The sequence below is a fragment of the Camelimonas sp. FR25 genome, assembly GCF_059740505.1.
The window spans coordinates 94,082-111,409 of the sequence record NZ_JCAWFG010000091.1 but is presented as its reverse complement, the minus strand read 5'-3'; the positions used below and the strand labels follow the sequence as shown (position 1 = coordinate 111,409).

General features: G+C 68.1%; 17 protein-coding genes. 10 read left to right on the top strand and 7 right to left on the bottom strand.

Translation table 11 applies throughout. The features are described 5' to 3' along the window. Positions 1–120: 120 nt before the first annotated feature. Complete coding sequence (locus AC6A67_RS13255; protein WP_498037022.1) at positions 121–906, bottom strand: 16S rRNA (uracil(1498)-N(3))-methyltransferase; 786 nt, start codon at positions 904–906, stop codon at positions 121–123. A gap of 476 nt (positions 907–1,382) precedes the next feature. On the opposite strand from AC6A67_RS13255, the gene AC6A67_RS13250 reads away from it, so the two are divergent. From AC6A67_RS13250 to lpxK, 7 genes are all read left to right on the top strand, one after another. Next, on the top strand, positions 1,383–1,874 hold the full coding sequence (locus AC6A67_RS13250; protein ID WP_498037021.1) for a hypothetical protein: 492 nt from the start codon (positions 1,383–1,385) through the stop codon (positions 1,872–1,874). Between the two features lie 256 nt (positions 1,875–2,130). Beyond that, a complete protein-coding gene (gene ubiA, locus AC6A67_RS13245) occupies positions 2,131–3,072 on the top strand; it encodes a 4-hydroxybenzoate octaprenyltransferase (RefSeq protein WP_498037020.1) in 942 nt (313 codons plus the stop codon). Positions 3,073–3,384: 312 nt separating this feature from the next. Further along, positions 3,385–4,179: an inositol monophosphatase family protein gene (locus AC6A67_RS13240; protein WP_498037019.1), complete on the top strand. Its 795-nt coding sequence runs from the start codon at positions 3,385–3,387 to the stop codon at positions 4,177–4,179. A 201-nt stretch (positions 4,180–4,380) separates the two neighbouring features. Next, positions 4,381–4,623, top strand: a complete 243-nt coding sequence (locus tag AC6A67_RS13235) for a DUF4170 domain-containing protein (protein WP_498037018.1) — start codon at positions 4,381–4,383, stop codon at positions 4,621–4,623. Between the two features lie 347 nt (positions 4,624–4,970). Beyond that, positions 4,971–5,744 carry a lysophospholipid acyltransferase family protein gene (locus tag AC6A67_RS13230; protein WP_498037079.1) on the top strand — a complete coding sequence of 258 codons (774 nt, stop codon included), beginning with the start codon at positions 4,971–4,973 and terminating at the stop codon, positions 5,742–5,744. After that, positions 5,741–7,030 (top strand): 3-deoxy-D-manno-octulosonic acid transferase, encoded by a 1,290-nt coding sequence (locus AC6A67_RS13225; RefSeq protein ID WP_498037017.1) that lies wholly within the window; start codon positions 5,741–5,743, stop codon positions 7,028–7,030. The genes AC6A67_RS13230 and AC6A67_RS13225 overlap by 4 nt, the downstream gene beginning before the upstream one ends. A 22-nt stretch (positions 7,031–7,052) precedes the next feature. Further along, positions 7,053–8,075: a tetraacyldisaccharide 4'-kinase gene (gene lpxK, locus AC6A67_RS13220; protein WP_498037016.1), complete on the top strand. Its 1,023-nt coding sequence runs from the start codon at positions 7,053–7,055 to the stop codon at positions 8,073–8,075. A gap of 575 nt (positions 8,076–8,650) precedes the next feature. Here the strand turns inward: lpxK and AC6A67_RS13215 are convergent. Next, on the bottom strand, positions 8,651–8,866 hold the full coding sequence (locus AC6A67_RS13215; protein ID WP_498037015.1) for a DUF2093 domain-containing protein: 216 nt from the start codon (positions 8,864–8,866) through the stop codon (positions 8,651–8,653). A 48-nt stretch (positions 8,867–8,914) separates the two neighbouring features. Continuing rightward, a complete protein-coding gene (gene xseA / locus AC6A67_RS13210) occupies positions 8,915–10,468 on the bottom strand; it encodes an exodeoxyribonuclease VII large subunit (protein WP_498037014.1) in 1,554 nt (517 codons plus the stop codon). Between the two features lie 380 nt (positions 10,469–10,848). Here xseA and serA point away from each other — a divergent pair, with 380 nt between their 5' ends. After that, entirely contained in the window at positions 10,849–12,087 is a 1,239-nt protein-coding gene (gene serA, locus AC6A67_RS13205; RefSeq protein WP_498037013.1) for a phosphoglycerate dehydrogenase, read from the top strand. Between the two features lie 137 nt (positions 12,088–12,224). Here serA and AC6A67_RS13200 read toward each other — a convergent pair whose 3' ends face one another. Next, positions 12,225–12,836 carry a methylated-DNA--[protein]-cysteine S-methyltransferase gene (locus tag AC6A67_RS13200; protein ID WP_498037012.1) on the bottom strand — a complete coding sequence of 204 codons (612 nt, stop codon included), beginning with the start codon at positions 12,834–12,836 and terminating at the stop codon, positions 12,225–12,227. Between the two features lie 218 nt (positions 12,837–13,054). On the opposite strand from AC6A67_RS13200, the gene AC6A67_RS13195 reads away from it, so the two are divergent. Then, positions 13,055–13,258, top strand: a complete 204-nt coding sequence (locus AC6A67_RS13195; protein ID WP_498037011.1) for a SlyX family protein — start codon at positions 13,055–13,057, stop codon at positions 13,256–13,258. A gap of 51 nt (positions 13,259–13,309) precedes the next feature. On the opposite strand, the gene AC6A67_RS13190 is transcribed toward AC6A67_RS13195, so the two are convergent. Next, the gene (locus tag AC6A67_RS13190; RefSeq protein WP_498037010.1) at positions 13,310–14,776 is read right to left on the bottom strand and encodes a TRAP transporter large permease; all 1,467 of its coding nucleotides are present in this window, start codon (positions 14,774–14,776) and stop codon (positions 13,310–13,312) included. Between the two features lie 110 nt (positions 14,777–14,886). Continuing rightward, complete coding sequence (locus tag AC6A67_RS13185; protein ID WP_498037009.1) at positions 14,887–15,426, bottom strand: TRAP transporter small permease subunit; 540 nt, start codon at positions 15,424–15,426, stop codon at positions 14,887–14,889. Between the two features lie 243 nt (positions 15,427–15,669). On the opposite strand from AC6A67_RS13185, the gene AC6A67_RS13180 reads away from it, so the two are divergent. Beyond that, on the top strand, positions 15,670–16,800 hold the full coding sequence (locus tag AC6A67_RS13180; protein ID WP_498037008.1) for a M20/M25/M40 family metallo-hydrolase: 1,131 nt from the start codon (positions 15,670–15,672) through the stop codon (positions 16,798–16,800). 33 nt (positions 16,801–16,833) lie between these two features. Here AC6A67_RS13180 and AC6A67_RS13175 read toward each other — a convergent pair whose 3' ends face one another. After that, positions 16,834–17,169: a VOC family protein gene (locus AC6A67_RS13175; protein WP_498037007.1), complete on the bottom strand. Its 336-nt coding sequence runs from the start codon at positions 17,167–17,169 to the stop codon at positions 16,834–16,836. Positions 17,170–17,328: the final 159 nt, after the last annotated feature.

The window sequence follows — 17,328 nt, the reverse complement described above, 5'->3', positions numbered from 1 at the left end:
CCGCCGTGCGCTATGACGCGATTGGCGCGCGATCGGCGCTGGTGGATGGCCCAAGGGCGCAGGGAAAGCCAGATTTGGCCGGCGTTCACTGCGATGGGCCCTGCCTCAGGTCCACCGCTTTCAGCTGGCGCGCCAGTCGCCCAATTGCGCCTGCACCACCGCCAGCGCCGCTACAGCGGCGGTGTCCGCCCGCATGATGCGCGGACCCAGCGACAGGCGGATCACCGAGGCGTGGCGATTGGCCAGCGCCCGTTCCTGGTCGCTGAAGCCGCCCTCCGGGCCGATCAGCACGGCCAGCGGCGCGCCAGCGGGCGCTGCAGCGAGGGCGGCCAGCGGATTGGCCTGGGCGGCGTCCTCATCGCAGAAAATCAGCACCCGTTCCCGCTCCAGCCGCTCAAGCGCCACGGCGAGGCGCTCTTCGGCGGTGATCTCGGGGATCGCCAGCATCTCGCATTGCTCGGCCGCCTCGATGGCGTTGGCCTGCATGCGGTCGAGATTGACCCGGCGGGCCTCGGTGCGCTCGGTGATCACCGGCACGAGGCGGCTGACGCCCATCTCCACCGCTTTTTGCACCATGTAATCGAGGCGGGCGTGTTTGAGCGGCGCAAACAGATATTGCAGGTCGATGCCCGTGGTCTGCGGCCGCGTCTGGGCTTCGGCGGCCAGGGTCACCGCATGCCGGCCGGCGGCGACGATTCGGGCCCGCCACTCGCCATCGACGCCGTTGAACAGCAAAACGCTGGCGCCGACGCCAAGGCGCAGCACATGGGCGAGATAATGTGATTGCGCCTTGTCGAGCGTCAGCTCGGCCACGGGGGCGCCCTCGCGTTGCAGGGGCTGGGTGACGAACAGGCGCGGCGCGCGCCGGTCACGGGCGCGGGCGGCTGAAACGGCGGCTTCGCTCACAGCTATCCCTTTGATGTCTGGGCCGAGGCGGCCCGGGGGTACAACACTGGCGCGGTTGGGACCAAACACCCCAGGAGGACATGGCCGCAGCCCGCTGGCCGCCGCCTGACCGGCCCTGCCGCCTGCGCCTCAGGCGATCGCCACCGCTCAGGCTCAGGCTTACTCCAACGGGCGCGCGGCGCACGCCTCAGGGCTGAGGCGGCACAACGACCGGCTCGCCGGTATAAACCATATTGATCAGGCACGGTAAAAGACGCTACCAGTGTGGTTTCCGGGGGGTGTCCCACGAGAGCCACATTTTTATGGGAGAGTCCAACGTCGGCTTGGGCTTTTTCTGGCAGTGGCGCGTGGACAGCACAGTTCCGGCCAGGGAAGAGGCGACGGCCGTGGCGGCGCCTGCTGGCGTGTGCGGACGACTATCAGGATCGTTGGTTTCGTCGCCCACCCAGGCTGCGGGACAGGAAACGGGGAACATAATGAAACTGCCAGTTCGGCGCTTGTCGCTTGTCGTCTCGCTCGCCTCGGGCCTTGCCGGCATCAGCCTTCTGACCTCCGGTCCGGCTCTGGCCCAGAACGCGCCTCCCGGTTGCGAAAAGATGCAGACCTTGCTGCTGGCGCGCAAGGCGGCGGTCGACGGCATTCAGAAGCTGAGCAAGGGCGGCAAGAAGATGGACGCCCGCGCCGCCTGCAGCGCCTTCGGCAAGCTGGTCGCCAATGGCAATGAAACCGTCAAATGGCTGGAATCCAACAAGGCGTGGTGCCAGGTTCCCGACAATTTCATCGACGGCCTCAAGCAGGACCACGCCAAGGCTAACAGCTTCCGCGGCCAGGCCTGTAAGGTCGCCGCGCAGATGAATGAGATGGAGAAGCGCGCCCGCGCCCAGGCCGCCCAGGGCGGCGGTGGCGGCGGCCTGCTCGGCGGCCCCGGCCTCACCGGCCAGCGCAGCATCCCCTCTGGCGCGCTCTGAACGCTGGCGGGTCCGCGGCTGGCCGCGACCTGAGACGTATCTCCTGATCAAGCGGCGCGAGGCCATCGCGCCGCTGTTTTTTTACCTGCGCGCCACTCTTGCCGGCGCGCCAATCTTGCCCGCGCGCGATTCTTGCCTGCGCCGCCGCCGCCACAATCAGATGCGCGCCGCGCGCGCCTTGAGCCTGGAGCGTCCGCCGGGCTATCTGCGGGGGAGGGCTGGCGCCGGGCCAGCTCGCAGCTGGATGGATCTGGTCATGAACGACGCCGCTGACGCCACGCGACTTCCCGACGCCGACAAGGGCAATTGGGTCGACCGCCGCGCCCCGGCGTCGATGCGGCCGTTTCTCAAAATGGCCCGCATCGACCGGCCGATCGGCTGGTGGCTGCTGCTGCTGCCGTGCTGGTGGTCGGCGGCGCTGGCCGCCATCGCCGCTGGCAAGCCGTGGCCTGACCTCTGGCATCTGGCGCTGTTCTTCGTCGGCTCGGTGGCCATGCGTGGCGCAGGCTCGACCTGGAACGACATCGCCGACCGCAAACTCGACGCCCGCGTCGCCCGCACCCGCATGCGGCCATTGCCCTCCGGCCAGATCAGCGTGCGCCAGGCGCTGGCCTCCCTCGCCGTGCAATGCCTGATCGGCCTCGCCGTGCTGCTGTGTTTCAACAGCTTTTCCGTGTGGCTGGCGATCAGCTCGCTGCTGGTGGTGGCGATCTATCCCTTCATGAAGCGCTTCACCCATATGCCGCAGCTGGTGCTGGGGCTGGCTTTTTCATGGGGCGCGCTGATGGGCTGGGCGGCGGCGTTCGGGGCCCTGGCGTGGCCGCCGCTGGCGCTCTATGCGGCGGCGGTGATCTGGACCGTCGGCTATGACACAATCTACGCCATCCAGGACCTTGAAGACGATGAGATGGCCGGCATCAAATCGTCGGCGCAGCTATTCGGCGCCCACGTGCAGCTGGCGGTTGGGCTGCTGTATGGGGCGGTGGTGATCCTCGCCGGGGCGGCGCTGTATGGCGTCGGCGCAGGTCTCCTGGCGTGGGTTGGCCTCGCCGGTTTCGCCGCGCATCTGGCCTGGCAGACCGCGGGCGTCGATCCACGCCAGCCAGAGCGGGCGCTGCGCCTGTTCCGCTCCAATCGCGACGCTGGCCTTGTGCTGTTCGCCGGCCTGTGCGCCGACGCGCTGATGCGTTTCCTCTGAGCGGTGACGCTGGCGGGGCCGGTCGCCGCCTAGCCACATGGCGCCAGGGGCCGCGCAAGGCGCGCGGCATGCGCTGATCCGCCTTGTTGGTGACGCGTCGTGATCGTATCACTATGGGGCAGCAGATGAACGCCGGGCGCCGGCGGCTGCCTGTGGCGGCCGCAATGCCCCTGAAGCCGCTGCCGCTGTTATTCGCCCGCGACGCCACGCGCGCCGGGCCCGCCACGCGCCGACCAGTTTGCAGGAGCCCGCGCCATTTCATCCTCTGCACGATTCTCCGGTCTCCCCGGCTCCCAGGCTGACGCTTTCGCCTTGCGTGACATCCTGCGCGCCGCAGCGGAAGAGGGCGGCCGCATCGCCATGGAAAGCTTTATTCCAGGCAAGAAAACCAGCGCCAATGTGCGCTACAAGGCGGGGAATTCGCCGGTGTCAGACGCCGATGAGGCGGTGGACGCCTTTCTGCGCGACACCCTGACCCGGGCGCTGCCCGCAGCTGGCTGGCTGTCGGAAGAGACCCGCGACGATCGAAGCCGGCTCGACCATGACATCTGCTGGGTGGTCGACCCGATCGACGGCACCCGCGCCTATTGCGGCGGCGACAGCAACTGGACCATCTCCATCGCTCTGGTGCAGGGCGGGCGGCCGCTGATCGGCGTGGTCTATGGTCCGGCGATTGGCGAACATTACAGCGCCGTGCGCGGGGCCGGGGCCGAGCTTAACGGCGCGCCGATTTTCGCCACGCGCAAGGAGAGCCCGGTCGGGGCGCGCACCGCAGGCCCTGGGCCGATGGTTGACCGGCTGGAGGAATATACCGGCGATCTGACCAAGGTGCCGCGATTGCCGTCGCTGGCGCTGCGCCTCGCCCGGGTGGCGGCGAACCAGATCGATGTGGCGCTGGTGTCGTCGCATGCCCGCGATTGGGACATCGCCGCCGCCGATCTGCTCATAGAAGAGGCAGGCGCGGTGCTGACCGGACTGGACGGTTTCCGTCCCACCTATAATTTGCCTGATCCGCAACACGAAACGCTTGTGTCGGCGGGCCAACTGCTGCATCCGGAAGTGCTGGAAGGCGTGCAGGAGCTGATGCGGCGTAGCGGCTGGACCTGATCTGCGCCAGGCGGGGGGATGACGCCATACCGTCCCGGAGATGGGGCTTGTCGCCTGTAGGCGCGGCGTTCGCGCGCACAGGCGACTGGCCAGCTGGCCCGGGAGGGACGCGGCCCATGCGCCGCGTCGGCCGCGCAAGGCGGCGAGGGCGCGTGTGACATCGCACGGCTGCGCGACTGACAGTGTTTTACTGAGGCAACCATGGCAAACGCATCGTCCAACCAGCTTCTCCACCTCGTGTTTGGCGGCGAACTCGTCGATCTCGATCACGTCGAGTTTCGCGACCTGACCAAGCTCGACATCGTCGGCATGTACCCCAATTACGCCGCCGCCCACGCAGCGTGGAAGGCCAAGGCCCAGGGTACGGTCGACAACGCGCTGATGCGCTATTTCATCGTTCACCTGCACCGGCTGATCGATCCCGAGAACTGCCCCAAGGCCTGATCCGGCGCTGGGGCCATGGCGGCGCGGCCAGGCGTCTGGCCGCGCGCCGGCCTCTCTGCGCCGGCCAATTTGTGCCGACCTCTCTGTGCTGGCCAGTCCGCGTGTGCGCGCCTCATCCTGGCTGGTCGCGCCCTTGGCAAGCCCCGCGCGTGCGTGACAGGCGCCGCCCACAAGCTTGTCCACGGCGCAGGTCGCAGAGGGTTAACCCTGGCCCATCCGCGCCTGAATTTTCCCAAAGTCCTTGCTTTTCATGCCATTGTCAGTGATTTGAGGGCCTTCCTGTCCGGGAGGCTTGCGTGTGCGTCGCTGCCGTTGCGGCGCCGGTGTCGACAAATGGTCTGGAGCAGATGGGGCTGATCAAGCGCATGGGCCGGTCGCGGGCGGTACAGGAGACCCTCGGGTTTCTGCTCGCCCGCTATCTGGATCTGGTCCAGGCCACGACCCGGTTCCAGATGGACCCGCCGGATATCTATGACCGCATTGGCCCGCAGATGCCGGTGATCGCCGCCATGTGGCACGGTCAGCATTTCATGGTCACATTCGCCAAACGCCCGCAGGATCGCGCCGCTGCTTTGGTGTCGCGTTCGGGCGATGGTGAGTTTAACGCCATCGCCCTGCGCCATCTTGGCGTGCGGGCCATCCGCGGCTCCGGGGCGCGCAAGGCCAGCCAGATCCGCGACAAGGGCGGTGTTCGCGCGCTGATCGGCATGAGCCGGGCGCTGGCCGACGGCGAGATGGTGGTGATGACCGCAGACGTGCCGAAAGTGTCGCGGGTCTGCGGCCCTGGCGTCGTCGCTTTGGCGCGCATGTCTGGCCGGCCGATCTGTCCGGTTGCGGTGGTGAGCAGCCGCCGCATCGATTTTCGCAGCTGGGACCACGCCTCCATCGGCCTGCCATTCGGGCGCGGCGCCATCGTTATCGGCGAGCCGGTGTATGTGCCAGCCGACGCCGACGAGGCTGCGCTGGAGCAGGCGCGCCGCAAGGTGCAACAGGGGCTCGACGACGCGCACGCCCGCGCCTACGGCCTGGTGCGGTCCAGGGATCCGGGCCTGCGCCCTGCGGCCGCCGAACCCGCCGGCCCATCGCCGCGTTCACAAGGTTCAGGAGAACCGCCAGCATGAGCGATATGCCTTTAACCCTGCGCCTGTACCGGGCCGGCATGTCCCTTGCGGAGCCGTTTGCGCCGCTGCTGCTGGCCGCCCGGCGCAAGCGCGGCAAGGAGGATGGGGCGCGGATCGCCGAGCGTCGCGGCGTGCCGTCGCAGCCACGCCCGGCTGGCCGCCTTGCCTGGCTGCATGGCGCCTCAGTCGGCGAGACCATCTCGATCCTGCCGATCATCGAGCGCCTGACCCAGCGCGGCTTCACCGTGCTGGTCACCTCCGGCACGGTGACTTCGGCTGGCGTGCTGGCCGAGCGGCTGCCGCCGGGAGCGTTCCACCAATATGCGCCAGTCGACACGCCGCGCTACATCCGGCGCTTTCTCGATCACTGGCAGCCGGACCTGGCGCTGGTGGCCGAATCCGAGCTGTGGCCGAACATGATCCTGGCGCTGGAGCAGCGCGGCGTGCCGCTGATTCTCGTCAATGGCCGCATGTCGGAGCGGTCATTCCGTCGCTGGCAGCGGGCGCCGAAGACCGCCCGGGCGCTGCTGGGCTGCATTGATGTGGCGCTGACACAGACCCCCGCCGACGCCGAGCGGCTGGCGCGGCTCGGCGCGCCGCGCGTCACCATCGCCGGCAATCTCAAATTCGATGCGCCCGCCCCGCCCGCCGACACCCAGACCCTCGCCCTGATGCAGGGTCAGGTCAGCGGCCGCCCGGTGTGGCTGGCCGCCAGCACCCATGGCGTCGAGGACGAGATCGCCTGCTACGTGCATATGACGCTGAAGGAGCGCTGGCCTGACCTCTTGACCTTCATCGCTCCGCGACACCCGCACCGGGCCGAGGAGGTGGTGGCCACCGCCGAGGCCGAGGGGCTGGAGGTGATGCGCCGCTCCGAGGGCTATGCCCCAGGCTCCGCCACCGAGATCTATGTCGTCGACGTTATTGGCGAGCTTGGCCTGTATTTCCGCCTTGCCCAGGCGGCGTTTATCGGCGGCTCGCTGCTCAATCACGGCGGCCACAATCCGATCGAGCCGGCCAAGCTGCGCACGCCGATCCTGCACGGGCCGCATGTGCACAATTTCAACGACGTCTACGCCGCCTTCGACGGCGCGGGCGGCGCCGTGCCGGTCAGTGACGCCGAGGGCCTCGCCGAAGCGGTGGCCGAGCTGCTCGGCGATCCGGCGCGCTGCCGCGACATGACGCGGGCGGCGGCGCATGTGGTCGAGCAATATGGCGGCGCGCTGGAACGGACGCTGCAGGCCATCGAACCTTACATTCTGCAGATGGAGCTGGAGCGGATCTGATCCGCGCGGCGCGGGGGCCTGCATGCGAGCGCCTGATTTCTGGTGGAGCACAAGGCCTACGCCAGGCGCCCGCGTCGCCATGGCGCTGCTCGCGCCTGTCGCCGCGCTTTACGGCGCGGTCACCGCAAGGCGCATGCGCCAGCCTGGGGTGGCGGCGGGGCTGCCTGTCATCTGCATAGGCAATTTCGTCGCTGGCGGCGCTGGCAAGACGCCGACGGCGCTGGCGGTGGCGCAGCGGCTGACGGCGCTCGGCCAGCGCCCCGCCTTCGTCAGCCGTGGCTATGGCGGCCAGCTGTCGCGCATGGCTGGCGCAACCTGCGTTGATCTCTCCCAACACACCGCCCTGGAGGCGGGCGATGAGCCGATGTTGCTGGCCGCCCAGGCCCCGACCTTCGTGGCGCGTGATCGCCGCGACGGCGCCGCAGCGGCGCTAGCGGCGGGCGCCAGCGTTGTGGTGCTGGACGACGGCCTGCAAAATCCTTTGCTGCGAAAAGATGTGAGCTTAGCCGTGGTCGACGGTGCGGTTGGCGTCGGCAATGGCCATGTGCTGCCGGCGGGACCGCTGCGGGCACAGCTTTCGGCGCAATGGCCGCATGTCGATGCGCTGGTGGTGATTGGCGCGGGCGCAGCGGGCGACGCGCTGGCGGCTGAAGCGCTGCGGCTGGGCAAGCCTGTGTTGCGCGCTGGGCTCGCCCCGGACGCCGCGGTCGCCGCCAGCCTGCGTGGCCAGCGCATGCTGGCGATGGCGGGCATTGGCCGGCCGGCAAAATTCGCCGCCACCCTGGCGGATCTGGGCGCGGAAGTCGTCGACCTCGCCGCCTTTGGCGACCACCACCCGTTCACTGTCGCCGATGTGACGCCCTTGCTCGATCGGGCCCGGCGCGAGGGCCTGCGGCTGGTCACCACCGCCAAAGACGCCGCGCGCATGGCGGGCGATCCGTCGCTGGCGGCGCTGCTGGATCACATCACCATCGTGCCGGTGACGCTGCGCTTCGCTGATCTGGCGGCGCTGGACGCGGTGCTGGCGCCTGAATTGACGCGGTAGCGACTGGCGCCAGGCGACTAACGCCAGACGGTAGACGGTAGACGCCTGCCGCCGCACGCGCCAGCCGCTCCACCCTTCGCCCTTGCCCGCCCCACCACCACATCAACGCGTCATGCCCGTGCTCGTCACGGGCATCCACGACTTGACGCCGCATAACGCGTGGATGCCCGTGACGAGCACGGGCATGACGGGGGAAACGACCGTCATGCTGGGCTGGGATTGCGCAGGGTTGTGGGGCTGCTCACCATGCACCCGGTAGCGCGGGCGTCAGGGCGTCCTGGCTGGCCGGGTAATGGTCCCTGGCCGCCCGGGCGTCATGCCAGCGCGCGTCAGCCGCGCCACCTTCCGTCCTTTCCCATCTGCGCCACCTACCAACGCGTCATGCCCGTGCTTGACACGGGCATCCACGACTTGACGCCGCATAACGCGTGGATGCCCGTGACAAGCACGGGCATGACGTTGGGGGATGAGCGGGCGTTGCGCTGGGTTATGGGGCTGCCGCCGGCGCCGCCAGCGGCGTGGGCTCAGGGCGTCACGGCTGGGCTTCCCGGCCGCCGTGCAAGCCCCTGTCGGGCTTACGCGCCCCCGAGCTGGTACTTATGCGCCTTCAGCACTTCAGCCGGGGACAGATAGGCCTCCTGGCGCTCGGCGCTCCAGTACTTCAGGTCGTCGAGCGGGATGGGGGCGCCGGTGATGGCGCAACGCACGAAATCTCCGGGGCGAATGACCCGGTAGTCGCCGGATTCATAGTGAAGTTTGGCCTCGGTCTGGCCGCCGCTCAGGCTGTTCATGTTCTGCTCCGGCCCCATGGCGGGGCGATCGATTACTGGCGCGCACTATTACAGGTCGAGCATCGGCGTGTCATCGTCCCGGCGTGTGGGGCGTTTGGCCTGGCGCTTGCGTGCGGGCCCCGAAGGGGCAGGCGGGGCCTCGCTGTCGACGGTGACGGCGTTGACGGCGCCATCGATGAATTGCAGCTCGAGCATGGCGCCGGGCGGCGCGGCGCTGACAGAGCGCACCGGCGCGCCGTCGCTGGTGCGCACCAGCGCAAAGCCACGGGCCAGCACGCCCTTGTAACTGAGGCTGCGCAGCATCTGGTCCAGCGCTTCCAGTCGCTGGCGGCGCGCGCGCAGCGTGGCGGCCCAGGCGCCTTCGAGCCGCCCGGCGTAAGCGTCAAAGCGGGCGCGGCGGGCGCGCAATTCAGCCCAGGGCGAATGGCGGGCGAGGCTGGCGGCGGCGCGCGCCAGCTGGCGGGCGGCGCTGTCGAGCTGGCGCGCCTCGGCGGCCCGCAGGCGTGAGGCGGCCAGATCAAGCCGCTGCCGTGGCCCCTCCAGCGTCGCCTGGCCGCGCGGCAGGGCGCGGGCGAGGGCACGCAACGCATCGCCGCGCTGGCGCGACAGCCGGGCCATGGCCCCGGTTTGCCGCCGCGACAGATCACCGAGTTGGGTCAGCAGTTCCATGCGGACCGGCACGATCTTTTCGGCGGCGGCGGTCGGCGTTGGGGCGCGCAAATCCGCCGCGTGGTCGATCAGCGTCCAGTCGGTTTCGTGGCCGACGGCGGAGACCAGCGGGATCATGCTGGCCGCCGCCGCCCGCACCACCGCCTCATCATTGAAGCTCCACAGGTCTTCAAGCGAGCCGCCGCCGCGCGCCACCACCAGCACGTCCGGGCGCGGAAGCGGCGCATCCGCCGGCCCCTCGGGCAAAGCGTTGAAACCGGCGATGGCGGCGGCCACTTCGGCGGCGCTGGTCTCGCCCTGCACGCGCACCGGCCAGACGAGCACCCGGCGCGGGAATCGCTCTTCGAGCCGGTGCAGGATGTCGCGGATCACCGCCCCGGTGGGCGAGGTGATGACGCCGATGACCTGCGGCAGGAACGGCAACAGCTGCTTGCGCGCCTCGTCAAACAGCCCCTCGGCGGCGAGGCGCTGGCGGCGCTCCTCCAGCAGCGCCATCAGCGCGCCGACGCCCGCCGGCTCCAGATGCTCGACGACGATCTGATATTTCGACTGGCCCGGGAAGGTGGTGATGCGCCCGGTGGCGATCACCTCCATGCCTTCTTCCGGTCGCACCCGCAGCCGGCCGAACACGCCCTTCCAGATGACGGCGTCCATGCGGGCGCCGTCGTCTTTGAGGGCGAAATAGCAATGGCCGGAGGCATGCGGCCCGCGATAGCCGCTGATCTCGCCGCGCAGCCGGACATGGCCGAACTGATCCTCCAGCGTGCGCTTCATGGCGCCTGACAGGCTCGACACCGTCCATTCATGGGCGTTGGAGCGCGGGCTATCGCCATCGACAGCGTCAGAAGGCGGTCCGCCAGCACGCGCCAGATCGGCGTCGAACAGGCTGCTGGAAGGCGATGGACGCGAGCGGGGCGGACGAGGTGGGGCCATGGGGCCATTCTAAGGCGCGCGCGGGCGGATCGCCAGTGACGGATCCCTGTCCCCGGCGCTATCCGCATCGGGGCATGCGCCGCCGCTGTGGGCCGCCGCGCCAGCGCGCGCCCGGCGGCTTTCGACGCGCGGGATCGATCTGGCGATGACAAATTTGCGGCGCAAGGCAAAATTACAGGCATTTGCAGCGGTGAGGTGCTATTGAGCAGGCGCGTCAGCCGCGATCGCCGACCTTGAGCCGGGGGCGTGGCGCCAGACGCGGGTTGCGCCCGCCTTGCGCCAGCGGCCATGACGCCGCCACAGGCGAAGGCGAAACAGCCGTAGCGCCGCCTGACGGTTCGCCCGCCAGCCCTGTCCCGTCACAGACAAGAGACAATCCGATGTCACGACAACTGTCCCTCTCCAAAGACAAGATTCGCGTCCTGTTGCTGGAGGGGATCAGCGATACTGCGGTCGATCTGATGCGCGCCGCGGGCTACACCAATCTTGAGCGCCTGACCACGGCGCTGGATGGCGAAGACCTGCGCAAGGCGCTTCAGGGCGTGCGCCTCGTCGGCGTGCGCTCGCGGACCCAGCTCACCGCCGAGGTGATTGGCGCGGCTGACCGGCTGCTGGCCATCGGCTGCTTCTCGGTCGGCACCAATCAGGTCAATCTGCCCGCCGCTGCGGCGCGCGGCATCCCGGTGTTCAACGCGCCGTTCTCCAACACCCGCTCGGTGGCTGAGCTGACCATCGGCGAAATCATCATGATGATGCGCCGCATTCCCGAACGGTCCAACGGCGCCCATGCCGGCCAGTGGGATAAATCGGCGACTGGCAGCTTTGAGGTGCGCGGCAAGACGCTCGGCATCGTCGGCTATGGCAATATCGGCAGCCAGCTGTCGCAGCTGGGCGAGGCGCTTGGCATGCGGGTGATCTATTACGATCAGACCGATCGCCTGCGCTATGGCAACACCGAGCCGGTGGAGACGCTGCAGGAGCTGCTCGGCCAGAGCGACGTCGTCTCGCTGCACGTGCCGGATACGCCGGCGACCCGCAACATGATCGGCGCGGCGGAGCTGCGCGCCATGAAGCCAGGCGCCTATCTGATCAATAACGCCCGCGGCAAGGTGGTGGACATTGATGCGCTCGCCGCCGCGCTGCGCGACAACCACCTGGCCGGCGCCGCCATCGACGTGTTCCCGTCCGAGCCAGGCTCCAACAAGGAGAGTTTCGTCTCGCCGCTGCAGGGCCTGCCGAACGTCATCCTGACGCCGCATATCGGCGGCTCGACCCAGGAGGCCCAGGAGCGCATCGGCGCTGAAGTTGCGCGCAAGCTGGTGGAATATTCAGACGTTGGCTCGACCTTCGGCGCGGTGAATTTCCCCCAGGTGCAGCTGCCGACCACCGCCCATGGCACCCGCTTCATCCACGTGCACCGCAATGTGCCGGGCGTAATGCTGCGCATCAATGAAGCGTTCTCGCGCCATGCCCTGAACGTCAGCGCGCAATATCTGCAGACCTCTGGCGATATTGGCTATGTGGTGCTCGACGCCGAAGGCAGCCAGGAGCAGGGCCTCGCGGCGCTGGCCGACCTGCGCGCCATCGACGGCACCATCCGCGCCCGCCTGCTGTACTAACGGCGCTTTCCCGCCGGGCCTGCCCGGCGGATCAGAATTCGCCCAAGGCATGAGGCGCTTTCCCGCCGGGCTTGCCCGGCGGATCAGAATTCGCCCATGGAAGAGACGCTTTCCCGCCGGGCCTGCCCGGCGGCGCATCAGATGCCTGGCGACAGCCGGCCGAACAGGGGGAGCGCCGCCATGGCCGCTCCCCCTTTTGCGTCGGCGCGCAAAGGCGCGCCTTCATGGGTCAGCAGCCAGCGTTTGCGGGCGAGGCCGGCGGCGTAGCCGCCAAGCCCGCCATCGGCTGCGATCACCCGGTGACAGGGCACGACGAGGCCGATGGGATTGGCGCCATTGGCCTGGCCGACGGCGCGGATGGTTTTGGGCGAGACGCCGATCTTGGACCCAAGCTGGGCGTAGCTCAGGGTCTGGCCTGCCGGGATCTGGCGCAGGCCGGCCCAGACCAGACGCTGGAACGGCGTGCCATTGCTGGCGACGCGGATCTGGTCGATGGCGCCGACCTCGCCCGCAAAATAGGCGTCGAGCGCGGCGGTGATGGCGGCGGGGGCGGCGGCCTCGACAGGCTGCAGCGCGCCATAATGCCGGCGCAGCAGCCGCTGCATCCGCTCCTCATACCCTTCCCAGTCGAGGGCGCGCAGGGCGCCGGTTTCATCGCAGACCAGCAGAGCCACGCCAGTGGGCGTCACAAAACGCGCCAGCATCAGGCGCTGTGGCGGCGCCGCGGCGGCGAGATCGGGTGTGGGCATGGCGCAGCTCCTTCGGCTCACCGCTTACTATGGCAGTCCAGGCCAAAGCCGGCCAGCCGGGGGCAAGGCGCGCGCCGGGCGTCAAGTTCCCCGAGCCTAACCTTCTGATCCCCTTGCTGCCGCGGCGGAGAGTGGCCGGGCCGTGGTTGGAGGTGGAGCGCCGCCGTTTTCCGGGGTAAAGCCTGGGGCTTATCCGGTCTGCACAAGGAGCCGCCGTCGTGAGTGATGCGCGCCTGACTGAACTTGAAATCCGTTTCGCCGAGCAGGAGAAGATCATCGAGGATTTGTCCTCGGTGCTGGCGGGGCAATGGAGCGCCATCGACCAGATGGGCAAAAAGATCGACGCGCTGCACCGGCGGCTGTTGTCGCTGGAGGAACAGGTGACGCCGGAGACGCCGATCACCCGACCGCCGCATTACTGATGGCGGGCTGGATCTTTGCCGGCAGCTGATGTGGCGCGGCGCCGCCAGGGTTCAGAATTTCGGCGCGCCAACCTCCGGCGGGCCGCCAAAGCCGCCGAGGCCGCCTGGCGCCGGCGGCGCCCCTGGGGCGCCTGAGCCGCCGCCCAGATTGCGGAACTGCTCCTCGACCGCCTTGTCGTCGATCTTCTTCACATCCTCGAGCCAATAGGTCACGGACGCCGGCCAGAAAATCACGATCGCCACCAGAATCAGCTGCATCACCACCCAAGGCAGGGCGCCCCAGTAAATGTCCGAGCTCTTCACTTCGCGCGGGGCGATGCCGCGCAGGTAGAACAAGGCGAAGCCGAACGGCGGATGCATGAAGCTGGTCTGCATGTTGACGCAGATCAGCACGCCGAACCAGATCAGGTTGATGTCGAGCTTGGCCGCCACCGGGGCGAGCAGCGGAATGACGATGAAGGCGATCTCGAAGAAGTCGAGGAAGAACGACAGGATAAAGATAAAAATATTGACGAAGATCAGGAAGCCGATCTGCCCGCCTGGCAGATGGCTGAGCAGATGCTCGATCCAGCGGCCGCCGTCCATGCCCTGAAACACCAGGGTGAAGCAGGTCGAGCCGATCAGGATGAACACCACCATGGCGGTGAGGCGCATGGTGTTCTCCATGCCCTCCCAGCACAGCTTCCACGTCAGCCGCCGGTGCATGGCCGCCAGCACCAGCGCGCCGACCGCGCCCATGGCGCCGGCCTCCGTGGGGGTTGCGAGGCCCATGAAGATGGTGCCCAGCACGAGAAAGATCAGCACCACCGAGGGGATCATGCCCCACAGCACGCGGGTCACCAGCTTCCAGTTGAGCTCGCCGCGCGCCTCCGGCGGCAGCGGCGGCATGGCGCCGGGCCGGATGAACGACAGGGCGACCACGTAGAGTATAAAAATCAACACCTGCAGCATCGAAGGGCCGATGGCCCCTAGATACATGTCGCCCACCGATTTGCCGAGCTGATCGGCGAGGATCACCAACACCAGCGACGGCGGGATCAATTGGGTGATGGTGCCCGAGGCGGCGATGACGCCGGTGGCGAGGCGCATGTCATAGCCATAGCGCATCATCACCGGCAGCGAAATCACGCCCATGGCGATCACTGAAGCGGCGACTGTGCCGGTGATGGCGCCGAGGATGGCGCCGACGACGATCACCGCATAAGCGAGGCCGCCGGGAATGGCGCCGAACAGCTTGCCGGTGCCTTCCAGCAAATCCTCCGCCAGACCGCAGCGCTCCAGAATGGCGCCCATGAAGGTGAAGAAGGGGATGGCCAGCAGCAGATCGTTGGAGATGATGCCAAAGAACCGCAGGGGCAGCGCGCTGAGGAAGTCGGCGTTGAAATGGCCGGTCCAGATGCCGAGGATGCCGAAGGCGAGGCCGACAGCGGACAATGAGAACGCCACCGGAAAGCCGAACAGCATGAATGAAACCATGCCGAAGAACATGAGCGGCGGAAAAATGCCGAACTCGAACATGGATCAGGCCTCCCGGAACGCGCTTTTCGCGTCGCTTTTGATCAGGGCGCCGCAGAGGCTGCCCAGGGCGCGGTCCGCCAGGCGCCTCCGGGTGGGGCCCCGCGCCGTCACTACTGCAGCGGCTTCTCGTATTTGCTGTCGAGGATGAGATCGCCGCGCAGGGCCGCGACGCGTTTGATGAGTTCTGAAATGCCCTGCAGGCCAAGCAGGAAGAAGCCAACCGGCAACAACAGTTTGGCCGGCCACAACACGAGGCCGCCCGCATTCAGCGAGTAATCCTGCGCCAGCCACGAGACCAGGAAATAGCGCCAGCAAATAACCGTGAGGAAGGCGGTGACCGGCAACAGGAAGGCCGTGATGCCGATCAGGTCGATCCACAGCCGGGCGCGCTCCGACACCGTGCCATAGATTACGTCGACGCGGACGTGCTCATTGCAGGCCAGCGTCCATGAGGCGCCCAGTAGCACCATGGCGCCAAAGAAATACCACTGAATCTCCAGCAAGCCGTTGGAACTGTAGTGGAACAGATAACGCACGCTGGCGTTGCCGGCGCTGATCAGCACGGTGATCAGCACCAGCCAGCTGGCGATATAGCCGGTCCAGCGGCTCAGCCGGTCAATGATTGCGCTGAAACCCAACAGGCCCTGCATGGCGTCCTCCACCCCGTCGTGGAGTAGCGGATTCCGTTTCGGCCGTAACTAAGACTATCGTCAAACGGGCTTTGCCTTGGCGGCGTATGCGATCACGAATACGCTGGGCATGGCTGGCAATGCTTTCGCCATGGGGCGGCAGAGGCCATCGTGGCGCCTGGCGCATAAGGGCGAAGGCCCGCCTGGCAGGGGCCTTTTCAGGCAAACGCCCAATTGGGGAAGTGCTCACAGGGAGAGACGCCGATGAATGTCGCCGGATTGCCGTTTGACGCCGAGGCCATGCTGCGGGGGCTGATCCCCTGGGTTGAGTGCGAGAGCCCCACCCATGACGCAGGCGCGGTCAGCGCCATGCTCGACCTCGCCAGCATCGATCTCGCCGCCATGGGGGCGAGCGTCGAGCGTATCCCGGGTCGCATGGGCTTCGCCGGCTGCGTGCGCGCCCGCCTGCCGCATCCGGATTTTGGCAAGCCCGGCATCCTCATCGCCGGACATCTCGATACGGTGCATCCCGTGGGCACGCTGGCGCGGCTGCCGATCCGCCGTGAGGGCGACAAATGCTTCGGCCCCGGCATCATGGACATGAAGAGCGGAAATTATCTGGCGCTCGAGGCCATCCGCCAGCTGGCGCGGGCCGGCGTGCAGACGCCGCTGCCCATCACCGTGCTGTTCACGCCGGATGAGGAAGTCGGCACCCCCTCAACCCGTGACCTCATCGAGCAGGAGGCGGCGCGCAACCGTTACGTGCTGGTGCCGGAGCCATCGCTCACCGACAATGGCGTGGTTACTGGCCGCTACGCTATCGCCCGCTTCAACCTGCGCGCCGAGGGGCGTCCCAGCCACGCCGGGGCGCAATTGTCGGCGGGCCGCTCGGCGATTCGCGAAATGGCCCGGCAAATTCTCGCCATAGAGGCGATGACCACCTCCAGCTGCACCTTCAGCGTCGGCATTATCAATGGCGGCGAATGGGTGAATTGCGTGCCGTCGGTGTGCACGGGCCAGGCGCTGAGCATGGCGCGGCGGCAGCAGGATCTCGACGCTGGCGTCGCCGCCATGCTGGCGCTGACTGGCGAGCATGACGGGGTGCAGTTCAGCGTGACGCGCGGCGTCACCCGCCCGGTGTGGGAGCCGGACGCCGGCACCCTGGCGCTCTATGAGCGCGCCCGCGCCATCGCTGATGAGCTGGGTTTCGATCTGCCGCACGCCAGCCAGGGCGGCGGCTCCGATGGCAATTTCACCGGGGCCATGGGCATCGCCACCCTCGATGGCCTCGGCGCCCTTGGGGCGGGGGCGCACACGCTCAATGAGCATATCCTGGTCAGTTCGCTGGCCAGCCGCGGCCGGCTGTTCGCCGGGCTGCTGGCGACGCTCGACTGAGCTGTCGCCGCGCCGCCACCAGCCGCACGCGCCTCACGTCTGCGACCACACCGCCATTTCCGTGCCGCCGGGCTCGCGGAACTGAAACCGGCGGCCGCCGGGGAAGCTGAAGATATCCTGGGTGATCTCGCCGCCAGCCGCCGTGACCTGGGCGCGCGCCGCCTCCAGGTCCGCTGCCTTCAGAATCACCAGCGGCGCCGCCTGGGGACCTCTGGCGACGCCGCCGTCGAGGCCCGCCTCGGCGAGGGCGCGATAATCCGGCCCATAATCGACGTGCCCCCAGCCGAAGGCTCTGGCGAAAAACGCCGTGGTGGCGGCGGGGTCTGGCGCGGTGAATTCAACGTAATCGATGGCGAGCGGCGTGATCATGGCGGGCTCCCGCAGGGGGTGACGTAAGGATGTCGTCAACCATGATGGCGCATGGCGACGTCCAGTGTCACGCCGTCGCCGCATTATGGCTGTCAGACAGGGGAGGCTGATTGGCGGGCGCCAGTCTTTATACCAGGATGCGAAGATGCTGACGCATCC